Source organism: Mariniradius sediminis (genome assembly GCF_021491425.1).
GTDB lineage: Bacteria > Bacteroidota > Bacteroidia > Cytophagales > Cyclobacteriaceae > Mariniradius > Mariniradius saccharolyticus.
The window spans coordinates 137,625-154,272 of sequence record NZ_JAKEVZ010000007.1; the positions used below are offsets into that span (position 1 = coordinate 137,625).

Here is a 16,648-nt window from a genome sequence, read left to right on the forward strand (position 1 = left end):
AATGGCGAAAAATGTATTCGGAGAGGACTTGATCACCTGCAGTGAGGCACCCCTGACGGGATATTACAGGAATGGATGCTGCGAAACAGGCCCAGAGGATTTGGGTACCCATACGGTCTGCGCGGTAATGACCGAGGAATTCCTATTATTCAGCAGGTCGCGTGGCAATGACTTGATCACGCCAAGGCCGGAGTGGGCATTTCCGGGATTAAATCCGGGTGATAGGTGGTGTCTTTGTGCCTCACGATGGATCGAAGCCTATCAAGCTGGTGTCGCACCATTTATTATTTTGGAAGCTACCCATGAAAAAACATTGGAATGGATACCGCTCGGGGAACTCGTAAAATTTGCCTGGCGTGCAGAAGAAAAATCGGATTCCGCTACTTGATGAATGGAGAATGTGATTCGAGACTTTTTGAACTCCCATCCCGGAAGTAAACTACCAAGCGGGTATTGATTTGGCTTTTTTGTTTGGGTCGTTCCCGCAGTTTGAGGCTGAGGTATTGGTTCATCCGCTTGAAATCCCTGAACCTGTTTAAGGTCGTTCCGTCTTGTAGCTCAAAAAGATAAGAAACTTCTGTTCCTGTGCTGAGTCCATTGAATGGCGAAGTCAGGTAAAGCTCGATATTTGAAACATTCTGAACGTGGTAAAGCATGGGGCATGCGCCAGGATAAGTCCGCTCATAGGCATTTGTATTGGCGTTTAGATTGGTGAATCCAAACTCTGCCGTCAACAAAAAATCGGCATAACTGACTGTGTCCGTTTGCCTGGAGTAGCGTTGGTTGATATAAGGGCTATAAAATACCTGATGGATGCTGTCAAGCTCAGCTAGGGCAGGGTAGGGGCACCCCAAGCCATCTTCGGGATCGGAAACACAACTTATGTTGCTGATCTGCAGAACGAGCAACGCCAGTACAAAAATCCATCCTGAATTGTGATTCTTTTTTACCATACTCGGTAGCCTGGGCAGGTGAACATGTCCGAAAGCCTACCGAAAGTTAGCAGAATATCTGAAAAATGGAATTTTTGGCGCATGAACTTGTGCTTCTGTCCGGCTTATTTTCTGACCTGTCCGTTTCCCCGGATCACCCATTTGTAGCTGTTGAGTTCATTCAGGGCCATTGGGCCCCGCGCGTGCAGTTTTTGGGTACTTATGCCGATCTCTGCCCCCAGTCCAAATTGGTTGCCATCGGTGAATCCCGTGGAAGCATTGGCGTAAACGGCAGCAGCATCGACTTGCTGGAGAAAAGTATCTATATGTGCTTGATTTTCGGAAATAATTGCCTCGCTGTGCTGGGAGCTGTATTTGGAAATGTGGTCCAAGGCTTCCTGCAGATTGGCTACGGTTTTGATGGACATTTTCAGGGAAAGAAACTCCGTTCCGAAATGGTCCGGTGTTGCTGGCTGTATCAATGGGTTTTTTGGCAAATGGGCAAATGACTCCCCATCGGCAAAGATTTCCACTCCAGCCCTAAGCAATGGCTCTACCATCTCATTGAGCTCTGCCAGACGACTTTGGTGTACAATCAAGCAATCCAAACTGTTGCAGACACTGGGACGGCGGGTTTTGGCGTTGAATACGATCGCTTTCGCTTTTTCCAGATCCCCGCTTTCGTCAAAGTAGGTATGTACAATTCCAGCGCCTGTTTCGATGACGGGGACTTTGGAATGTGCCCGCACAAAATCTATCAATCCTTGGCTTCCTCTTGGAATAATCACATCTACCAGCCCGACAGCTTCCATCAACGCCTGCGCTGCTTCACGTCCAGCAGGCAATAGCTGGAAGGCTTTGACAGGAAGCTTGTTTTTTGCCAAGGCGTTGTGAATCACGCCCATGATCGCTGCATTCGAATGTTGGGCGTCTGTACCACCTTTGAGCACCAGGCCGTTGCCGGATTTCAATGCGAGGGAGAAGACGTCAAAAGTCACGTTTGGCCTGGCTTCGTAAATGATGCCAATCACACCCAAGGGAACGGAAATCTTCTGAAGATGCAATCCATTTTCCAAATGCTTTTCTTCCAAAATCCGGTGCAAGGGGGAAAGCAAAGAGCTGACTTGTTTGATTTCTTGGCAAATACCTGCCAATCGTTCCATGGAAAGCAAGAGTCTGTCGTACCTGGGATCTGCAGGGTCCATCGCCGTCAAATCCTGTTGGTTGGCGGCGAGGATTTCTGCACTATGTGCCATTGTGAGCTCTACCAAATCCGAGAGCGTGGCCTGAATCTGAGGCTCACTGATAGCCAAAAGTTGCCTGCTGGCCTTTCGGACTTCGGCAAATCTGTAGGTCAAGTCATGCATTTTGGATCAGGTAAAGGTAATCGTAGTGGATAAATGGCTTTTGGTTTTTGAGGCCGATGCGTTCTTGTATGAGGAAGGACGCATATTCTGCCTTTCCCAAACCGAGTTTTTTGCCTTTTTCATCAAGGATCAAGATGATATCGCCTTTGGAAAACTCCCCTTTCACCTGAATAATTCCAACAGGTAAAAGACTGCTTATTTTTTCGGAAAAAAGAGCAAGCCTTGCACCATCGTTTACGGTCACTTCACCTTTGAAGTATTGGTCTCCGTGTGCCAACCATTTTTTTGGACTGTGTTTGGAGGATTTCGGTTCAAAGAAGGTTGAGGGTGCCTTTTCCTCCCAAATATCCAAGAGAATATTGTCCCGCTTGCCGTTGGCAATCCAGACTCTGATCCCCAAGTCTGCGGCTTTTCTCGCCATGGAAGATTTGGTCAACATTCCGCCACGGCCAAATGAGGACTTCACTGGGCTGATAAACTGACCGATATCTTCCAGCCTGGATCCAATAATCGGTATCAACTTCGAATTGGGTTCGCTGGGAGGACCATCGTAAATGCCGTCGACGTTGCTCAGAATCATCAAACTGTCCGCATTGATCATGGAGGATGTGAGGGAAGCCAATTCATCGTTATCCGTAAACATCAACTCCGTGATTGCTACCGTATCGTTTTCATTGACAATGGGGATAATTCCCTGCTGCAAAAGGCCAAGGATACAGTTTCGCATGTTGAGGTAATGCCGTCGGTCCCTGAAGTCTTCCTTTGTGACCAAAATCTGGCTTACGGCCAAATGGTGCTGCGCAAAGAGCGTCTTGTATGTATGGATCAGTTCGACTTGACCAACCGATGCCCATATTTGCTTCTTAAGCACGGCTTCGGTTTTTTCATGGAGTTGGATTTCCTTTCTACCGAAAGCCACCGCGCCTGACGATACCAACACAATCTTGATGCCCTTAGCCTTCAGTTCCGCAACCTGTCTGGCTATCGACTCCATCCTGGCAAGGTCGGGTTTCCCCTCAGGATTGGTCAGGACATTAGATCCGATCTTGACCACCAATAATTTTGGAAAATGAGACATTTTGCAATGATTGTTGAATATTCCCCACAATATTAGCCCAAAAGGCACTTTGATTTTAAAAAATGACAAATATTATTGCTGACTCCAAAATTGAGTAAACAAAAAAAGAATGCAGGCTGGCTGCATTCTTTTCATATATCGGTGTTGGTTGCCTTTATTGTAACACCAACTTTTTGCTGACCAATTGGTGGTTGTTTTTGATGCGGATGAGATAAAGGCCTTTTGGCAAATGGCTAAGGTCCACTTCAAACAATCGGCCGTTTACATCTGCGAAGGACATCATTTCCTGCCCCTGCTGATTGATGATGGTGATCTCAGCTTGTTCGAGGTTTGCATTTTCGGAGAATACTTTGACCTGTCCGGAAGATGGGTTTGGATAGACATTATAGGAATTCATTTCCAAGGCCGCCGCCGTCAACGTCACGCCCACGACGCGGAATGTCTGGCTTTTTCCGTCAAGATCGGTCTGGGTGATTCTGTAAAACTGACGGCCAAAGATTGGTTTCTCGTCAATGAATTCATAGGATTCGATTTGGTTGGAGTTTCCAACGCCCGGCACGATACCGATGGCTGACCATGTTTTCCCATCCAAGGACCTTTCTACGGTGAAATAGGCATTGTTTTCCTCAGATGCAGTCGACCAAGTCACACGTACCTGTTGGTTTTCAAGTGCGACAGCGCCGAAGGATAGCAATTCCACAGGTAGGATCCTAAAGGATTGGGCGAGCGTAAAGATTGGAGGCGAAAATCCTGGGATAGGAAGATTGTTTGTCACGCTACCGGAATTATCGTCCCCGGTCAGGCCCGCTGCCTCGAGGTCTATCCACTGGGTGCCATTCCATTGGGTCACGATGAACTCGTTGAAATCAACAATCGGGCAGGTTCTGTCAGAGGACCAGGAAAGTGTAATGGTCGGTGTGACGGCACTGTTGGTCCTGTCAAATTCCCAATACTCGCACTCGTTGATCTCGCCAAGCGTCGCCTCTTTGCTGGCGCGGGGGTAACCAGCCAACTCAGGATTGGTGTGGAAATACCTACCTGTGAAATGCTGGGTATTTGCTCCGCCTAACGCCGAGGTTGTCAGTGGCGCATAGAAACCGCCATTTCCGAATGGATAGGTGAGTTGCGTATTGCCGATTCTTCTGAGACGTCCATCTACGTGACTTGCATTGCTTCCTCCGGAGACAGTGGCGGTGTTGTTAATTGTAAATAGGTTTTCATCGTTGAAAATGATACCACTGGTAAGTGTGAGTGAATTGGAAATTGTCACGGGAATATTGACAGTCAGGATGGGAGCTCCTGTGGTATTCATCTCGAGCCGGGGTATCGTGATGCCGATATCTGAGTCCAACGAGCGATTTGAACCTCCGGAGATTCTCATGGTTCCACCGCTGGCGCCGATGGTAGGTCCACCCTCCAGGGTGATATTGCCCCTATAGTCTGAGATGTTTGACCTTGCCAAACCCAACTCTCCCGTGTTCGTCCGTCTGAAAAGCGAATTCCCAGCAAATAGATCACCGCCGGCCGAATTTGCCATCCTGATCCGCCCTGTTCCAGTATTCTCCAGCACAAGGTTTCCAAAAACATTTCCGCCTTGCCAGTCATTGTTAGTCGTACCCCTTTTGATCATAGTGGTGGTGTTGCCCGGGGTTGTGCTGAAGTTATTGCCAGCGGTTACCGCAATTCCCGAGGCTGCATCGAAGGTATTGTTACCGTTAAATGTAGTACTGGTAAAGGTTATTCCGGCAGAAACAGTAGTCACCTCGAAATCTCCGAGGAACGAGCTGTTGCTTGCTGTAAAGGTATTGACGGTAAAGGATCCATTTGCGTCATTGGTTCCCTGCGTGAAATTGGATATGTTCAGGGCCGCTCCTGCGTTGAAATCAGTAGTCGTTAGTCCTCCGTTATTCAGGACATTGGTGCCTCCATTTTGTCCAAATCTGACTGTTCCAGCACCATTTAGATTATTGACGGTGATTTCGTCTTCAAAGGTATTTGTGCCATTGTAGCCGATGTCGAAGGTGTTGGTTCCGTTGTTTACGAAAAGGCTGGTGCTTAGGAAGGTATCACCTGAGGTGTTGCCCAACCGAAGAAGTCCATTGCCATTATTATAGATCGCCGCAGGACCGTGGAACGTATTGCCGCCTTGGAGTGTGAGCGTATTGTTCGTATTGTGGTTCAAAATCAGCGTTCCAAAGCTATTTCCTGCTCCCCAGGTTACGCCTCCTCCGCCATTCTTGTTGATGGTTGTAGTGTTTCCGGGAGCACTGAAGGTATTTCCGCCCGCGGCCATGGCAAGTTGGCCGGCGGCCGTGAATGTGTTGTTTCCTTCAAAACCGTTCGCATTTTGGAATGTCATGGTGCCAGTCCCGGTAGTCGTCGCTTGAAAATCCCCTCTGAAGTAAACATTGCTGAATGTGATTGTATTGGCATTGAAGCTGCCATTGGCCACATTAGTGAGTTGGGTGAAATTGTTGACCTCAAAGATATTGCAGGCCGCAAAATCCGTCGTCACCAATCCCCCATTGCGCAATTCAACCGTGCCACCGAGTTCGCCGATCCGGATTTCACCAGTTGCGTCTGTGTTGTTGATGGTAATCTGGTTTTCGAAAATGTTGGTGCCACGACGGGCGATGTCCAAATAGGCTGTCCCGTTGTTTTGGAATATGACTGGTCCATTAAAAGTGTCGCCCACAAGTTCCCCCAACCTGATGTTGTTGTTCGACTCATTGATGATCACCGTTGTTCCGTTAAAAATATTGCCGCCGTTCATTGTCAACTGCCCCGTTGAGTTGTCAGTCAGGGTCAGGTTCCCAAATCTATTTCCTGCCCCCCAGGTTACACCGCCACCTCCATTTCTTGTCATAGTTGTACTTCCACTTACCGCACTGAACCGGTTGTTGCCATTAGGCATGGCAATTTGACCTGCAGCGGTGAAAACATTGGTTCCGTTAAAGAAATTGGTGTTGTTGAAGGTAATGGCGCCCGTGGTCGTAACTTGGAAGTTGCCCAAGAATACGACATTCGAGACCGTGAAAGTGGCTGGATTGAAGATGCCGTTTGCGGATGCGGTGACTTGGGCAAAGTTGTTGATGATCAGTGTTCCAACATTAAAGTTTGTGGTAGTCAAGCCGCCCGAGGTCAGCAACGAAGTGCCAACTCCCGCCCCGAAACTCAGGTTGCTGGTCGCATTTGTATTGTTGACAGTGACTGTCGCGTTGAACGTGTTTGAACCGTTGAATGCAATCTGAAACTGGCCGGAGGAATTCTTGTTGAATGTCACCGTGGAATTGAATGTATCTCCGTTTGTGTTTGCCAACCGAAGACGGTCATTGTCATTGTTATTGATGATTGTTGGGCCGTTGAATGTATTCCCACCCTGAAGGTCATCGACGTTGCCACCGGTCTTCGTAATGGTCATGTTGCCGTTGAAAACGGTATTTTCGATGTTGTTAATGTCATTGATCGACAAGGTACCTTCCGAAATAGTGCCTCCGGTAATATTGGCATTTCTGGTTACGGTCAGTGTAAAGGTCGCAAGGTCCAGGGCACCGGCACTCATGGTTAGATCCCTGATGGTGAGATTGGAGGGCAATATTGGCTGATTGGGTGCTGCTGGGTTGTTAATGGTCACGTCGTTGCCTGCCCCGGGTATCGTGGCCGGGGTCCAGTTGGCAGCCGTGTTCCAAGCAGAACTGACACTGCCGTTCCAGGTTTGGGAGTACGCTGAAATACCAAAACAGAAAAATAAAATTGTAATGAAGAGTGAAGAGCGCATAGGTTTAACCATTCAATGGGATGATTAATCAATTGGGTGATTTTGCGGTGAATCCGGGTGGGTAGATTTCACACACAAAAAATGTGTACTCGAAAAGACTTTAATGTACTTTGTATTTTTTTGGGTGATTACATTGAAAAATAGAAATATTTCATTTAAAAAAGGTAATATATTATTGAAATAATATAATATTTGATAAATGTCAAAAAATTGATTTTTGTCAAAAACACCATGAAACGGGCGAATTTGGGTGTTTTATTATGAAAGTACATTTGAAGAAGAAGGCCATCAAAACCATTGCTTTCTTTTGAAGTAGAAGATCATGGCCACGGTAGTACCGACAAAAATGACCCAAGTGAGAAAGTAGCCATACTTCCAAGACAGCTCGGGCATAAACTGGAAATTCATTCCATAGACGCCCGCAATGAAGGTAAGCGGGATAAAAATAGTCGCAATGATGGTCAGGGTTTTCATTACCTCGTTTTGCTTGATACTCAGGCTGGACAAGAACATTTCCACCAATGTGGCAATGGATTCCCGCTGCACTTCGAGATTTTCATTGACTTCAATGATGTGCTCATAGACGTCGTTGATAAAGGGGTCAGTCTTCTTTCTCAGCAACGGACTTTCCGATTTTTTCCAATTGGAAAGTAATTCCCGCGTCGGCCAAATGATCTTCTTGAGGTGTTGGATGTCTTTGCGAAGTTGAAAGATACTCGACAGTTTTTGTTTGCTGGTATTAGCGACGATCTGATCTTCCATTTTGTCGATCATTTCTTCCTGCGTTTCGATGATTTCAAAGTACTTGTCGACGATAGAATCGATAAGTGTGTAGGCAAAATAGTCCGCCCCATACTTCCGCATCTTGCCATGTGGGTTTTCCAATCTTGTCCGGATCGGATCAAAAAAGTCATACGCGTCTTCCTGAATGGTCAGCACGTAATTCTTTCCGATGAAAATGCTGATTTGTTCTGTGGTGGGTTTTTTGGAGTGAACGTAATACACCATCTTCGATACGATGAAGATGTTGTTTTCAAATTCCTCGAATTTAGGCCTTTGATGGCAATTGAGGACATCCTCCATGGTAAGCGGGTGGATATCAAATAGCGCAGATAATTCCTTGAGTAAGTCTTCGTTTTCAAGACTGGAGACATTCAGCCAAAACTTATGGGTGCCGGTAAGGAACGGCCTGACTTCCTCAGCGGTCTTGAAGTGGTGTTTTTGAAAATAATTTTCCCCAAACTCATACAGTTCCATGCTGGAAGGTGCCTTGTGTTGGGTTTTGGCGCTCATGCTAAAATATTTTTGATTTTTTCCGGTGAAAGCGGCTTTTCGATAAATCCCTCCACGCAGGAGAAGCCTAAAGCTTTGTTTTTGTCCTGAATGTCAATCGAACTCGAGAGGACCACAATCGTATCCTTCCTGCCTTCAAATTGGTTGAGATATTGGTGCAAAAAATCCCAGCCGTTCATGACCGGCATATTGATGTCCAAAAAAATCAGGATGCTTTTGTCTGACTCCAATTGCCTAATCCGCTCGATCGCCTTCTCGGCCTCCAAGTATTCCTCGATTTTGTTTCCAATCTCGAGCTTGGCTATCAAGCGTTTGTTGATCAAATTATTGATAGGATCATCATCGATCAATAAAATGGAGGAGTAGGATTCCATGAATTGGGTAGGTCAGGTGATTGTCGCCATCAAGATTAGACCTTTAAAAATAGCAAATACTTTTTGACCTAAAAATTTGCCAAGGGATTTTTGCTGCGACCGAAAATGAAAAAGGGCCCAACGAGGGGCCCCTTTCCTGATTGTCACTTGGCTGGATTACATCATGCCACCCATGCCACCGCCACCCATTGGAGGCATAGCTGGGGAGTCGTCCTTCACGTCCGCAACCACGCACTCAGTCGTGAGCAACAATGACGCGATGGAAGATGCATTTTCCAATGCCAATCTGGTCACCTTGGTTGGGTCGATCACACCAGCTTGGAAGAGGTCTTCATACTGGTCTGTTCTAGCATTGTATCCAAAGTTCCCTTTGTTTTCCTTGATCTTGTTGATAACCACCGAACCTTCGCCACCGGCATTCTCCACGATAGTTCTCAAAGGAGACTCGATCGCAAGTCTGATGATATTGATACCGGTATCTTGGTCTTCGTTTTCACCTTTGATGTTGTCAAGTGCAGAAGCAGCTCTCACGAGGGCCACGCCACCACCTACGACCACACCTTCTTGTACGGCAGCCCTAGTAGCATGCAAAGCATCGTCCACCCTGTCCTTCTTCTCCTTCATCTCCACTTCAGTAGCGGCACCGATGTACAGGATAGCTACGCCACCTGACAGTTTTGCCAATCTTTCCTGAAGTTTCTCTCTGTCATAGTCAGAAGTGGTTTTCTCGATCTGCGCTTTGATCTCATTGATTCTGGCTTGGATATGCTCTTTTGCGCCAGCGCCATTGACGATCGTGGTGTTGTCTTTGTCAACATTGATTTTCTCGGCAGTACCGAGGTAATCAACAGTCGCATTTTCCAGTTTGTAGCCTCTCTCTTCGGAGATGACGGTACCACCGGTAAGGATCGCGATGTCTTCCAACATTGCCTTTCTTCTGTCACCGAATCCAGGAGCCTTTACCGCAGCCACTTTCAAGGCACCTCTGATTTTGTTAACTACCAAGGTAGCCAAAGCTTCGCCATCCACATCTTCAGCGATAATCAACAAAGGCTTGCCTGACTGTGCCACTGGCTCTAATACTGGAAGCAATTCCTTCATGGAAGAGATTTTCTTGTCATAGATCAAAATGAATGGTCTATCCAATTCGGCTTCCATCTTCTCTGTATTGGTCACGAAGTAGGGAGACAAGTAGCCTCTGTCAAACTGCATACCCTCTACTGTTCTTACTTCAGTTTCGGTGCCTTTTGCTTCTTCCACGGTGATGACGCCATCTTTTCCGACTTTGTCCATCGCGTCGGCGATCATCTTGCCGATCTCTTCGTCAGAGTTGGCGGAGATGGTAGCCACTTGCTGGATTTCTTTGGAAGTAGTGATTGCCTTGGAGTTGGATTTCAACTCGGCTACGATTGCTGCAACAGCTTTGTCAATGCCCCTTTTCAGATCCATTGGGTTGGCACCTGCGGCTACGTTTTTGATACCGGCGTTGAAGATAGCCTGGGTCAAAACGGTTGCAGTGGTAGTTCCGTCACCTGCATTGTCTGCTGTCTTGGAAGCTACTTCTTTCACCAATTGTGCGCCCATGTTTTCGATTGGCTCTGCCAATTCGATTTCTTTGGCAACTGTCACACCGTCTTTGGTGATCGCAGGGGCGCCAAATTTTTTGTCAATGATGACGTTTCTTCCCTTTGGACCTAGGGTTACTTTTACTGCGTCTGCAAGAGCATCCACGCCTTTTTTCAATCTGTCTCTTGCTGTGGTATCGAAAAATAGTTCTTTAGCCATTTTTTTGTTGTTTTAGGTTTTTTGATTGTTTGAAATAGATGATTTAGAGAATTGCGAAGATATCAGACTCCCGCATGATGAGGTAGTCGTGACCGTCAACGGAAAGCTCGGTGCCGGCGTATTTGCCATACAGCACGGTATCACCTACTTTTACAGTCAGTGGTTCATCTTTCTTGCCACTTCCCACTGCGATAACAGTTCCTTTTTGTGGTTTTTCTTTGGCTGTGTCTGGAATGAACAAGCCGGAAGCGGTTTTCTCTTCGGCGGCAGCAGGTTCTACCAAGACCCTGTCTGCAAGAGGTTTGATGTGCACTTTTGACATGATTATTAAAACGTTTAGGGTTTAAAAACAAATTCTTACATCCCCCCATTCCCATTTTTCGTGCCAATCAACTTGTCCGCTTTACAACTGACATTAAGTCCTGACAATCCGCCAAAAAACGCCATTGGGCAAGGAAACGCCTGATTTGGCACTGCCAATTTTGCCACGGCCCCTTGTAAATTTTGTCAGTTTTACTTAGCTTTTCACAAAGTATGTCGGTATGAAAAGTCTATCAGAAAACTGGATTACGGAAGGTTGGATCGATTTCGAATATAAAAAGTACCTTCTGTTGGCTTATCTTCAGCATGTCGGCGCCCAATTCAGAGAAGTGAAATTGTACCCACCTCTGGCCGAGCTTATTCACCACTATTCGAAGCTGAAGATTTTTGAACAAAACCGGGAACAGATCAAATCCGCGTTCCCCAAACTCCTCCAAGGTCCGGATTCCAAGGAGTTCAAGTTGAATTACAAACCTTTAGTGATCGACGACGAGGTCATGAAGCAGCTGGAGGAGATTGTTGCATTTTCTTTGCCCCAACTTCAGAAACACATTGAAGAGGGAAAAACAATCTACGATCTTTTGGAACAGGAAATGAAAATCGAGCCGATCGGCTTATCTCCCCTCTACCAAAAGGAAGGCTATGTCATGCTGTCCTACGAAAAATCTAAGGACGTGTACGTGTACCGCTACAAGGTGAATCTGTTCCAAAACAGTGTGGACCAATTCAAGGGGATCATGATGCAACTGATCAATCGGGTGAGAAGAACCCTGGCACATACCCTCGAACACATCAAGTTGGACCTGATCAAAACTTACAAGGAATTGCCAAACCCTGCCACCTACAGCATCTACAGTCAAAAGCAGATACCCTTGGAGGAAAGCTTTGTTCCCATCAGTAAACGCCTGCTGCTCAAAGTCGTAGATTGAGAGAAGTAATAACAAAAAAAAAGGCCTGAATTTCAGGCCTTTTATATTTTTCTGTCGCTTATTGGTTTTCAGAACCAGTGGTATCTGTCGCTGTTTCCGGCTGTGGCGTCGATGGTAGGAGGCTTTCTGATTCTCCGCCAAAAGAAGGCGTCACTTGTTTTTTGGCGCTTTCGATGTTTGGTGAACTGGATTGTGAAACGTCCGATGAAGAATAGAAGGCCGCCGAAGAAAGGGAAAGCACCAAGATGGCGATCGCCAACACCCAGGTGGATTTTTCAAGGATATTGCCTGTTTTGGTTACGCCCATCAATTGGGTAGCATTGCCCCCAAATGCCGCACCAACACCGCCTTTGGAGTCCTGCGCGAGGATCACCAACACCAACAAAACCGCCAAAACAACAATTAAACTGATTAGAAAGGTAAACATATGCTTGAATTATAATTCTGATTCCTTGATTAAGTCCGCAAAGTAATTGCTTTTTTCTGGAAACTTCACCATCAACTTTTGATAAATTTCTTTTGCCTTTTGCTTCTTGCCTTGCTTTACAAGCAGCTTCGCATAGGATTCCGACAAAAGGCTGGGGTTCAATTGGGTGCTTTTTTCGGACAGGTCGGTCTGTTTGTTGAAGTCCTCGATTTCCCGAATCGTGGCGAGCTTGATTTCCTTTTTGCTGAAGGCCTTGATGATGTCGATCTGCTCTTTCTTCTTCTCATCGAGGATTTCCTTCTTTTCCTTGCGCTTGATCGTTTCGATCAAATCCTCCGCCCTGTGATGCTCTTTGTGTTTCTTCTTTTTGGTGGGAAGCTCAGCGGGATTTTCAACCGGCGTCTCTGGTTTTCCCTGCAGATTTTCACCGAGTTGCTTGAGGATTTTTGCCCTTTCTTCGGGGTCAGCCTGCTTGGTCGGCTGTGGTCGGAGGGATTTTTCAAAATCCGCCAAATCGACCAAACGCTTGTTGCTCATTTGTTTTTGGGAAAATCCCGCCTCGAAATTCTCCTCCAATTTTGTTTTCAAAAACTGCAACGGGGCCTCTGATTCAATCATCGTCTTCATCCAAGCCCTGTCTGGACTGGTGACTGCAGCCCAATGCAGGAATTCCTTGGTATTGCCCTTTGACTTTTCGTATTCAAACCGCGCCAACAATACCTTGGGGATTTGGAAAAAGGGAAAGGTCTCATGCAACTTCAGCAGTTGGATGACTTCATCCTTCTGAAGCTGATGGGACTGCTGCAATATGGAAACGATCTGTTGGGTGTTCACTTTAGTTGGGTTTGAAAAACACCAAGTTAGCCATTTTTACCAATTGGCCACCGTGGCCGTGAAGATGTCCTGGATGATATTTTCGAAAATTTCTTGGATCAACACGTTTTCCACCTGTAGAATGGAGGTATTCCTCGGATCGTAATCCTTCCAAAAGGAGAAAGTTCGCTTCACATTCTCCTCTTCATTGACGGTGTTGATGTACTCGACCTCGATCCCGATCGTCAAGCGCATCTGTCCAGCCCTGTCGGGAAGGTTGGGGTCAGTCGTGGATACGGTGGCTTGGGGTGTGATCGCATATTGCTTGATCGCACCGGAAAACTGGAGGTCACCGTTGGTGCGAATCAGCTCTAGATTGGTGTTTCTTTGGTAAAACTCCTTCAATGCTTCCGTAAAGCGCTGCTCCATGTTGGCAGGGCCACCGCCGGAGTCGTTGAAGAAATTCTCCACCGAAAAGGTCTTCGTCAACTCATAGTTGATATTGGTTCCCGTGAAGCTGTAATTGACCGCGCAGGACGGTAACAGCATCACCGCCGCAAAAAAACAAAAGGACAAGCACAGGGATTTTTTACTCGATATCATACTGCTTGATTTTTCTGTACAATGTCCGCTCTGAGATTCCAAGGTCGCTCGCGGCATATTTTCTTTTGTTGTTGTGTTTTCTAAGCGCTTTCAGGATCATTTCCTTTTCCTTGCGCTCTAGCGAGAGCGAGTTGTCGTCCTCTTCGTGCACGATATCTTCGATTGCCTCGGAATCGTAGTCCTCCAATTCATCCTTGGCGGATGGATGGTCAATCACCATCGGCACACCTACAGGGGCAGCGGGACGTTTTTCTTCAAAGGCAGGCGTACTGTCCATGCCTTCGAAGAGATTTTGGTGCTTGTTGATCAGGTTGGCGTTGAGGCCGCCCGCTTGGTAGCTTTCAAGGACAAGTTTCTTGAGATCGTTCATGTCCTTTTTCATATCAAAAAGGACCTTGTAGAGTATTTCCCTTTCCGAAAAATCGGAGAAATCCTGACCCGACCCATGTCCTGCAGTCAATACGGGAAGTTGGCTGCGTTCGTTGGGCAGGTATTTGGAAAGAGTCGCTGCATCCACCTCCCGCTCATATTCCAGGAGCGAAATCTGCTCTGCAATGTTCTTAAGCTGCCGGATATTACCTGGAAAGGGAAACCGCATCAGCAACCGCTTGGCATCCTCGTCCAAGCTGATGGGTTTTACTTTATATCTCTCCGAAAAGTCGGTCGTGAATTTCCTGAACAAAAGGACAATGTCTTCTCCCCGTTCCCGCAAAGGCGGCACGAAAAGCGGCACGGTATTGAGACGGTAGTAAAGGTCTTCCCTGAATTTGCCTTTTTCCACGGCTTTGATCAGGTTGATGTTGGTCGCGGCAATCACGCGGACATTGGTCTTGAGTACTTTGGAGGAACCCACACGGATGAATTCGCCGTTTTCCAACACCCGCAACAACCTCGCTTGGGTACCCAGAGGCATTTCCCCAATCTCGTCCAAGAAAATGGAACCACCATCGGTCACTTCAAAGTATCCTTTTCGGGCTTCATGGGCACCGGTAAAGGAACCCTTCTCATGGCCAAACAATTCGGAATCGATCGTACCCTCAGGAATCGCACCGCAGTTGATCGCGATAAACTTGCCGTGCTTGCGGAGACTGAGGGAGTGGATGATTTTGGAAAAAGACTCCTTGCCACTGCCACTTTCCCCGGTAATCAATACGGTCATATCGGTAGGGGCGGCCTGCATGGCTACCTGAATGGCGTGGTTCAGCAAGGGGCTGTTGCCGATGATGCCGAATCGTTGCTTGATGCTTTGTATTTCTGCGTTTGAGATCATTTTGGGATAGCAAAAATGTTAGGATACGACTTCCCCAAACAAGGTGGCGGCAGAGCAATCGGTGATCTTGACCTTGACGTAATCACCTTTTTTGTGTGTGCCGGCCGGAATGATGACGACCTTGTTGGCCGAATTGCGTCCCTTAAGCTGCGCCTCGGAGCGTTTGGATGTGCCCTCGATGAGGATTTCCTGCACTTTGCCTACATCCAACTTGTTGCGCTGCAGGGAAAGCGCGGTTTGCTTCTCTATGATCTCGGCCAACCTTCTTTTCTTCACGTCGAGCGGAATGTCATCGACAAATTTTTTTGCCGCCAATGTCCCCGGACGCTCCGAATAGAAGAACATGTAGGAGAAATCGTATTGCACTATGTCCATCAGGCTGAGCGTATCTCGGTGTTCTTCTTCCGTCTCGGTACAAAAACCTGCAATCATATCGGAAGAAATCCCGCATTCATCGCCAAGAATCTCCCGAATGGCACGGACCCTGTCGAGGTACCATTCCCGGTCATAGGTACGGTTCATCAGTTCCAATATCCTTGAATTTCCACTTTGAACAGGCAGGTGGATGTATTTGCAGATGTTGTCGTACCGCTTCATCGTGTGGAGGACTTCATCGGTTATGTCTTTGGGGTGTGAAGTGGAAAAACGCACCCGCAGCAAAGGACTTACCTGCGCCACCATTTCCAACAAATGGGCGAAATTGACCACCGTGGAGACTTCATCCTCCTTTTTATTGAGGCGGGCTTTGTTGTTTTCTTCGGGGGACCACTTGTAAGAGTCCACGTTTTGCCCGAGCAGTGTCACTTCCCGATAGCCTGCGGCAAACAGTTCCTGTGCTTCCTTTACAATGGAATGCGGGTCACGGCTTCTTTCCCTTCCTCTCGTGAATGGTACCACGCAAAAGGAACACATATTGTCACAGCCGCGCATGATGGATATAAACGCCGTCACTCCATTGGAATTGAGGCGGACAGGGGAGATGTCGGCATATGTTTCTTCTCTGGAAAGAAATGTATTGATGCCCTTTTCACCGTCTTCCGCAGCTGCTACAAGGTTGGGAAGGTCACGGTACGCATCTGGACCGACCACCACGTCCACGATTTTTTCTTCCTCGAGCAATTTGTCCTTGAGGCGCTCCGCCATGCAGCCGAGGACCCCTATGGTCATTTCGGGCTTTTGGCGCTTGAGGGCGTTGAAATGGGTAAGCCGGTTGCGGACGGTCTGCTCTGCTTTTTCACGGATGGAGCAGGTATTGAGGAAAATCACGTCTGCTTTTTCGACATCCGATGTGGTGTCAAACCCGTTTTCCTTCATGATGGAAGCCACGATCTCCGAATCGGAGAAGTTCATCTGACAACCGTAGGATTCGATGTAGAGTTTTTTTGACTTGCCGGTATTCTCGTCTTGGGTGGTTTTGTAATCGCATGCCTGCGCCTCTTCCGGTGCGATCAAGTCTATGTCTTTGATGATGTTTTCCATGAATCAATTTCCAATCAGGATGCGAAATTAAGAAAATGCGGACAAAATGACAGTGTTTTTGTGGAATATGGGGGCAATTGTACCTCTGAAGGTTTTGTGCGGTTATTCCTTTCAATCAAATCAAAATGAAAGACGATGCTACCGGAAAAGAAGCAGAAGAAAACAAAAGATAAAAAAAAGCCCCCGAATCGTTCCGGGG

15 protein-coding genes are annotated in these 16,648 nt (G+C 47.1%); 2 read left to right on the forward strand and 13 right to left on the reverse strand.

Translation table 11 applies throughout. The features are described from left to right. Window position 1: 1 nt before the first annotated feature. Window positions 2–388, forward strand: coding sequence for a DUF2237 family protein (locus L0U89_RS10600; RefSeq protein ID WP_234861501.1), 387 nt, complete (start codon window positions 2–4; stop codon window positions 386–388). On the opposite strand, the gene L0U89_RS10605 is transcribed toward L0U89_RS10600, so the two are convergent. The 8 genes from L0U89_RS10605 to L0U89_RS10640 all read right to left on the reverse strand — a co-directional run bounded on the left by L0U89_RS10605 (window position 381) and on the right by L0U89_RS10640 (window position 10,929). Beyond that, window positions 381–953 carry a hypothetical protein gene (locus tag L0U89_RS10605; protein WP_234861502.1) on the reverse strand — a complete coding sequence of 191 codons (573 nt, stop codon included), beginning with the start codon at window positions 951–953 and terminating at the stop codon, window positions 381–383. The two genes, L0U89_RS10600 and L0U89_RS10605, sit on opposite strands and share 8 nt — an antisense overlap. A gap of 104 nt (window positions 954–1,057) precedes the next feature. Next, window positions 1,058–2,299 (reverse strand): glutamate-5-semialdehyde dehydrogenase, encoded by a 1,242-nt coding sequence (locus L0U89_RS10610; RefSeq protein WP_234861503.1) that lies wholly within the window; start codon window positions 2,297–2,299, stop codon window positions 1,058–1,060. After that, the gene (gene proB / locus L0U89_RS10615) at window positions 2,292–3,377 is read right to left on the reverse strand and encodes a glutamate 5-kinase (RefSeq protein WP_234861504.1); all 1,086 of its coding nucleotides are present in this window, start codon (window positions 3,375–3,377) and stop codon (window positions 2,292–2,294) included. Before proB ends, L0U89_RS10610 begins: the two co-directional genes overlap by 8 nt. 154 nt (window positions 3,378–3,531) lie before the next feature. Further along, window positions 3,532–7,155 (reverse strand): T9SS type A sorting domain-containing protein, encoded by a 3,624-nt coding sequence (locus L0U89_RS10620; RefSeq protein WP_234861505.1) that lies wholly within the window; start codon window positions 7,153–7,155, stop codon window positions 3,532–3,534. A gap of 288 nt (window positions 7,156–7,443) precedes the next feature. Next, complete coding sequence (gene corA / locus L0U89_RS10625; RefSeq protein ID WP_234861506.1) at window positions 7,444–8,448, reverse strand: magnesium/cobalt transporter CorA; 1,005 nt, start codon at window positions 8,446–8,448, stop codon at window positions 7,444–7,446. After that, window positions 8,445–8,822 carry a response regulator gene (locus L0U89_RS10630; RefSeq protein WP_234861507.1) on the reverse strand — a complete coding sequence of 126 codons (378 nt, stop codon included), beginning with the start codon at window positions 8,820–8,822 and terminating at the stop codon, window positions 8,445–8,447. The genes corA and L0U89_RS10630 overlap by 4 nt, the downstream gene beginning before the upstream one ends. 156 nt (window positions 8,823–8,978) lie before the next feature. Next, window positions 8,979–10,607 carry a chaperonin GroEL gene (groL, locus tag L0U89_RS10635; RefSeq protein ID WP_008623711.1) on the reverse strand — a complete coding sequence of 543 codons (1,629 nt, stop codon included), beginning with the start codon at window positions 10,605–10,607 and terminating at the stop codon, window positions 8,979–8,981. Window positions 10,608–10,650: 43 nt separating this feature from the next. Continuing rightward, a complete protein-coding gene (locus L0U89_RS10640; protein ID WP_008623712.1) occupies window positions 10,651–10,929 on the reverse strand; it encodes a co-chaperone GroES in 279 nt (92 codons plus the stop codon). 220 nt (window positions 10,930–11,149) lie between these two features. Between L0U89_RS10640 and L0U89_RS10645 the strand changes: the two genes are divergently transcribed. After that, the gene (locus tag L0U89_RS10645) at window positions 11,150–11,857 is read left to right on the forward strand and encodes a hypothetical protein (protein ID WP_234861508.1); all 708 of its coding nucleotides are present in this window, start codon (window positions 11,150–11,152) and stop codon (window positions 11,855–11,857) included. 58 nt (window positions 11,858–11,915) lie between these two features. Here L0U89_RS10645 and secG read toward each other — a convergent pair whose 3' ends face one another. The 5 genes from secG to miaB are packed head-to-tail and all read right to left on the reverse strand — an operon-like array spanning window position 11,916 to window position 16,449. Further along, window positions 11,916–12,284 (reverse strand): preprotein translocase subunit SecG, encoded by a 369-nt coding sequence (gene secG / locus L0U89_RS10650; protein ID WP_234861509.1) that lies wholly within the window; start codon window positions 12,282–12,284, stop codon window positions 11,916–11,918. 9 nt (window positions 12,285–12,293) lie between these two features. After that, window positions 12,294–13,118, reverse strand: a complete 825-nt coding sequence (locus L0U89_RS10655) for a DUF8458 domain-containing protein (RefSeq protein WP_234861510.1) — start codon at window positions 13,116–13,118, stop codon at window positions 12,294–12,296. A 36-nt stretch (window positions 13,119–13,154) separates the two neighbouring features. Then, a complete protein-coding gene (gene lptE, locus L0U89_RS10660; RefSeq protein WP_439651561.1) occupies window positions 13,155–13,646 on the reverse strand; it encodes an LPS assembly lipoprotein LptE in 492 nt (163 codons plus the stop codon). A gap of 40 nt (window positions 13,647–13,686) precedes the next feature. After that, window positions 13,687–14,970 (reverse strand): sigma-54 interaction domain-containing protein, encoded by a 1,284-nt coding sequence (locus L0U89_RS10665; protein WP_234861512.1) that lies wholly within the window; start codon window positions 14,968–14,970, stop codon window positions 13,687–13,689. A gap of 18 nt (window positions 14,971–14,988) precedes the next feature. Further along, complete coding sequence (miaB, locus tag L0U89_RS10670) at window positions 14,989–16,449, reverse strand: tRNA (N6-isopentenyl adenosine(37)-C2)-methylthiotransferase MiaB (protein WP_234861513.1); 1,461 nt, start codon at window positions 16,447–16,449, stop codon at window positions 14,989–14,991. Window positions 16,450–16,648: the final 199 nt, after the last annotated feature.

Coding starts and splice junctions, on each gene's coding strand:
- groL (WP_008623711.1), bottom strand. CDS start 10,607: ATGGCTAAAGAACTATTTTTCGATACCACAGCAAGAGACAGATTGAAA.
- secG (WP_234861509.1), bottom strand. CDS start 12,284: ATGTTTACCTTTCTAATCAGTTTAATTGTTGTTTTGGCGGTTTTGTTG.
- L0U89_RS10645 (WP_234861508.1), top strand. CDS start 11,150: ATGAAAAGTCTATCAGAAAACTGGATTACGGAAGGTTGGATCGATTTC.
- proB (WP_234861504.1), bottom strand. CDS start 3,377: ATGTCTCATTTTCCAAAATTATTGGTGGTCAAGATCGGATCTAATGTC.
- lptE (WP_439651561.1), bottom strand. CDS start 13,646: ATGCTGTTACCGTCCTGCGCGGTCAATTACAGCTTCACGGGAACCAAT.
- L0U89_RS10630 (WP_234861507.1), bottom strand. CDS start 8,822: ATGGAATCCTACTCCTCCATTTTATTGATCGATGATGATCCTATCAAT.
- miaB (WP_234861513.1), bottom strand. CDS start 16,449: ATGGAAAACATCATCAAAGACATAGACTTGATCGCACCGGAAGAGGCG.
- corA (WP_234861506.1), bottom strand. CDS start 8,448: ATGAGCGCCAAAACCCAACACAAGGCACCTTCCAGCATGGAACTGTAT.
- L0U89_RS10640 (WP_008623712.1), bottom strand. CDS start 10,929: ATGTCAAAAGTGCACATCAAACCTCTTGCAGACAGGGTCTTGGTAGAA.
- L0U89_RS10620 (WP_234861505.1), bottom strand. CDS start 7,155: ATGCGCTCTTCACTCTTCATTACAATTTTATTTTTCTGTTTTGGTATT.
- L0U89_RS10605 (WP_234861502.1), bottom strand. CDS start 953: ATGGTAAAAAAGAATCACAATTCAGGATGGATTTTTGTACTGGCGTTG.
- L0U89_RS10600 (WP_234861501.1), top strand. CDS start 2: ATGGCGAAAAATGTATTCGGAGAGGACTTGATCACCTGCAGTGAGGCA.
- L0U89_RS10665 (WP_234861512.1), bottom strand. CDS start 14,970: ATGATCTCAAACGCAGAAATACAAAGCATCAAGCAACGATTCGGCATC.
- L0U89_RS10610 (WP_234861503.1), bottom strand. CDS start 2,299: ATGCATGACTTGACCTACAGATTTGCCGAAGTCCGAAAGGCCAGCAGG.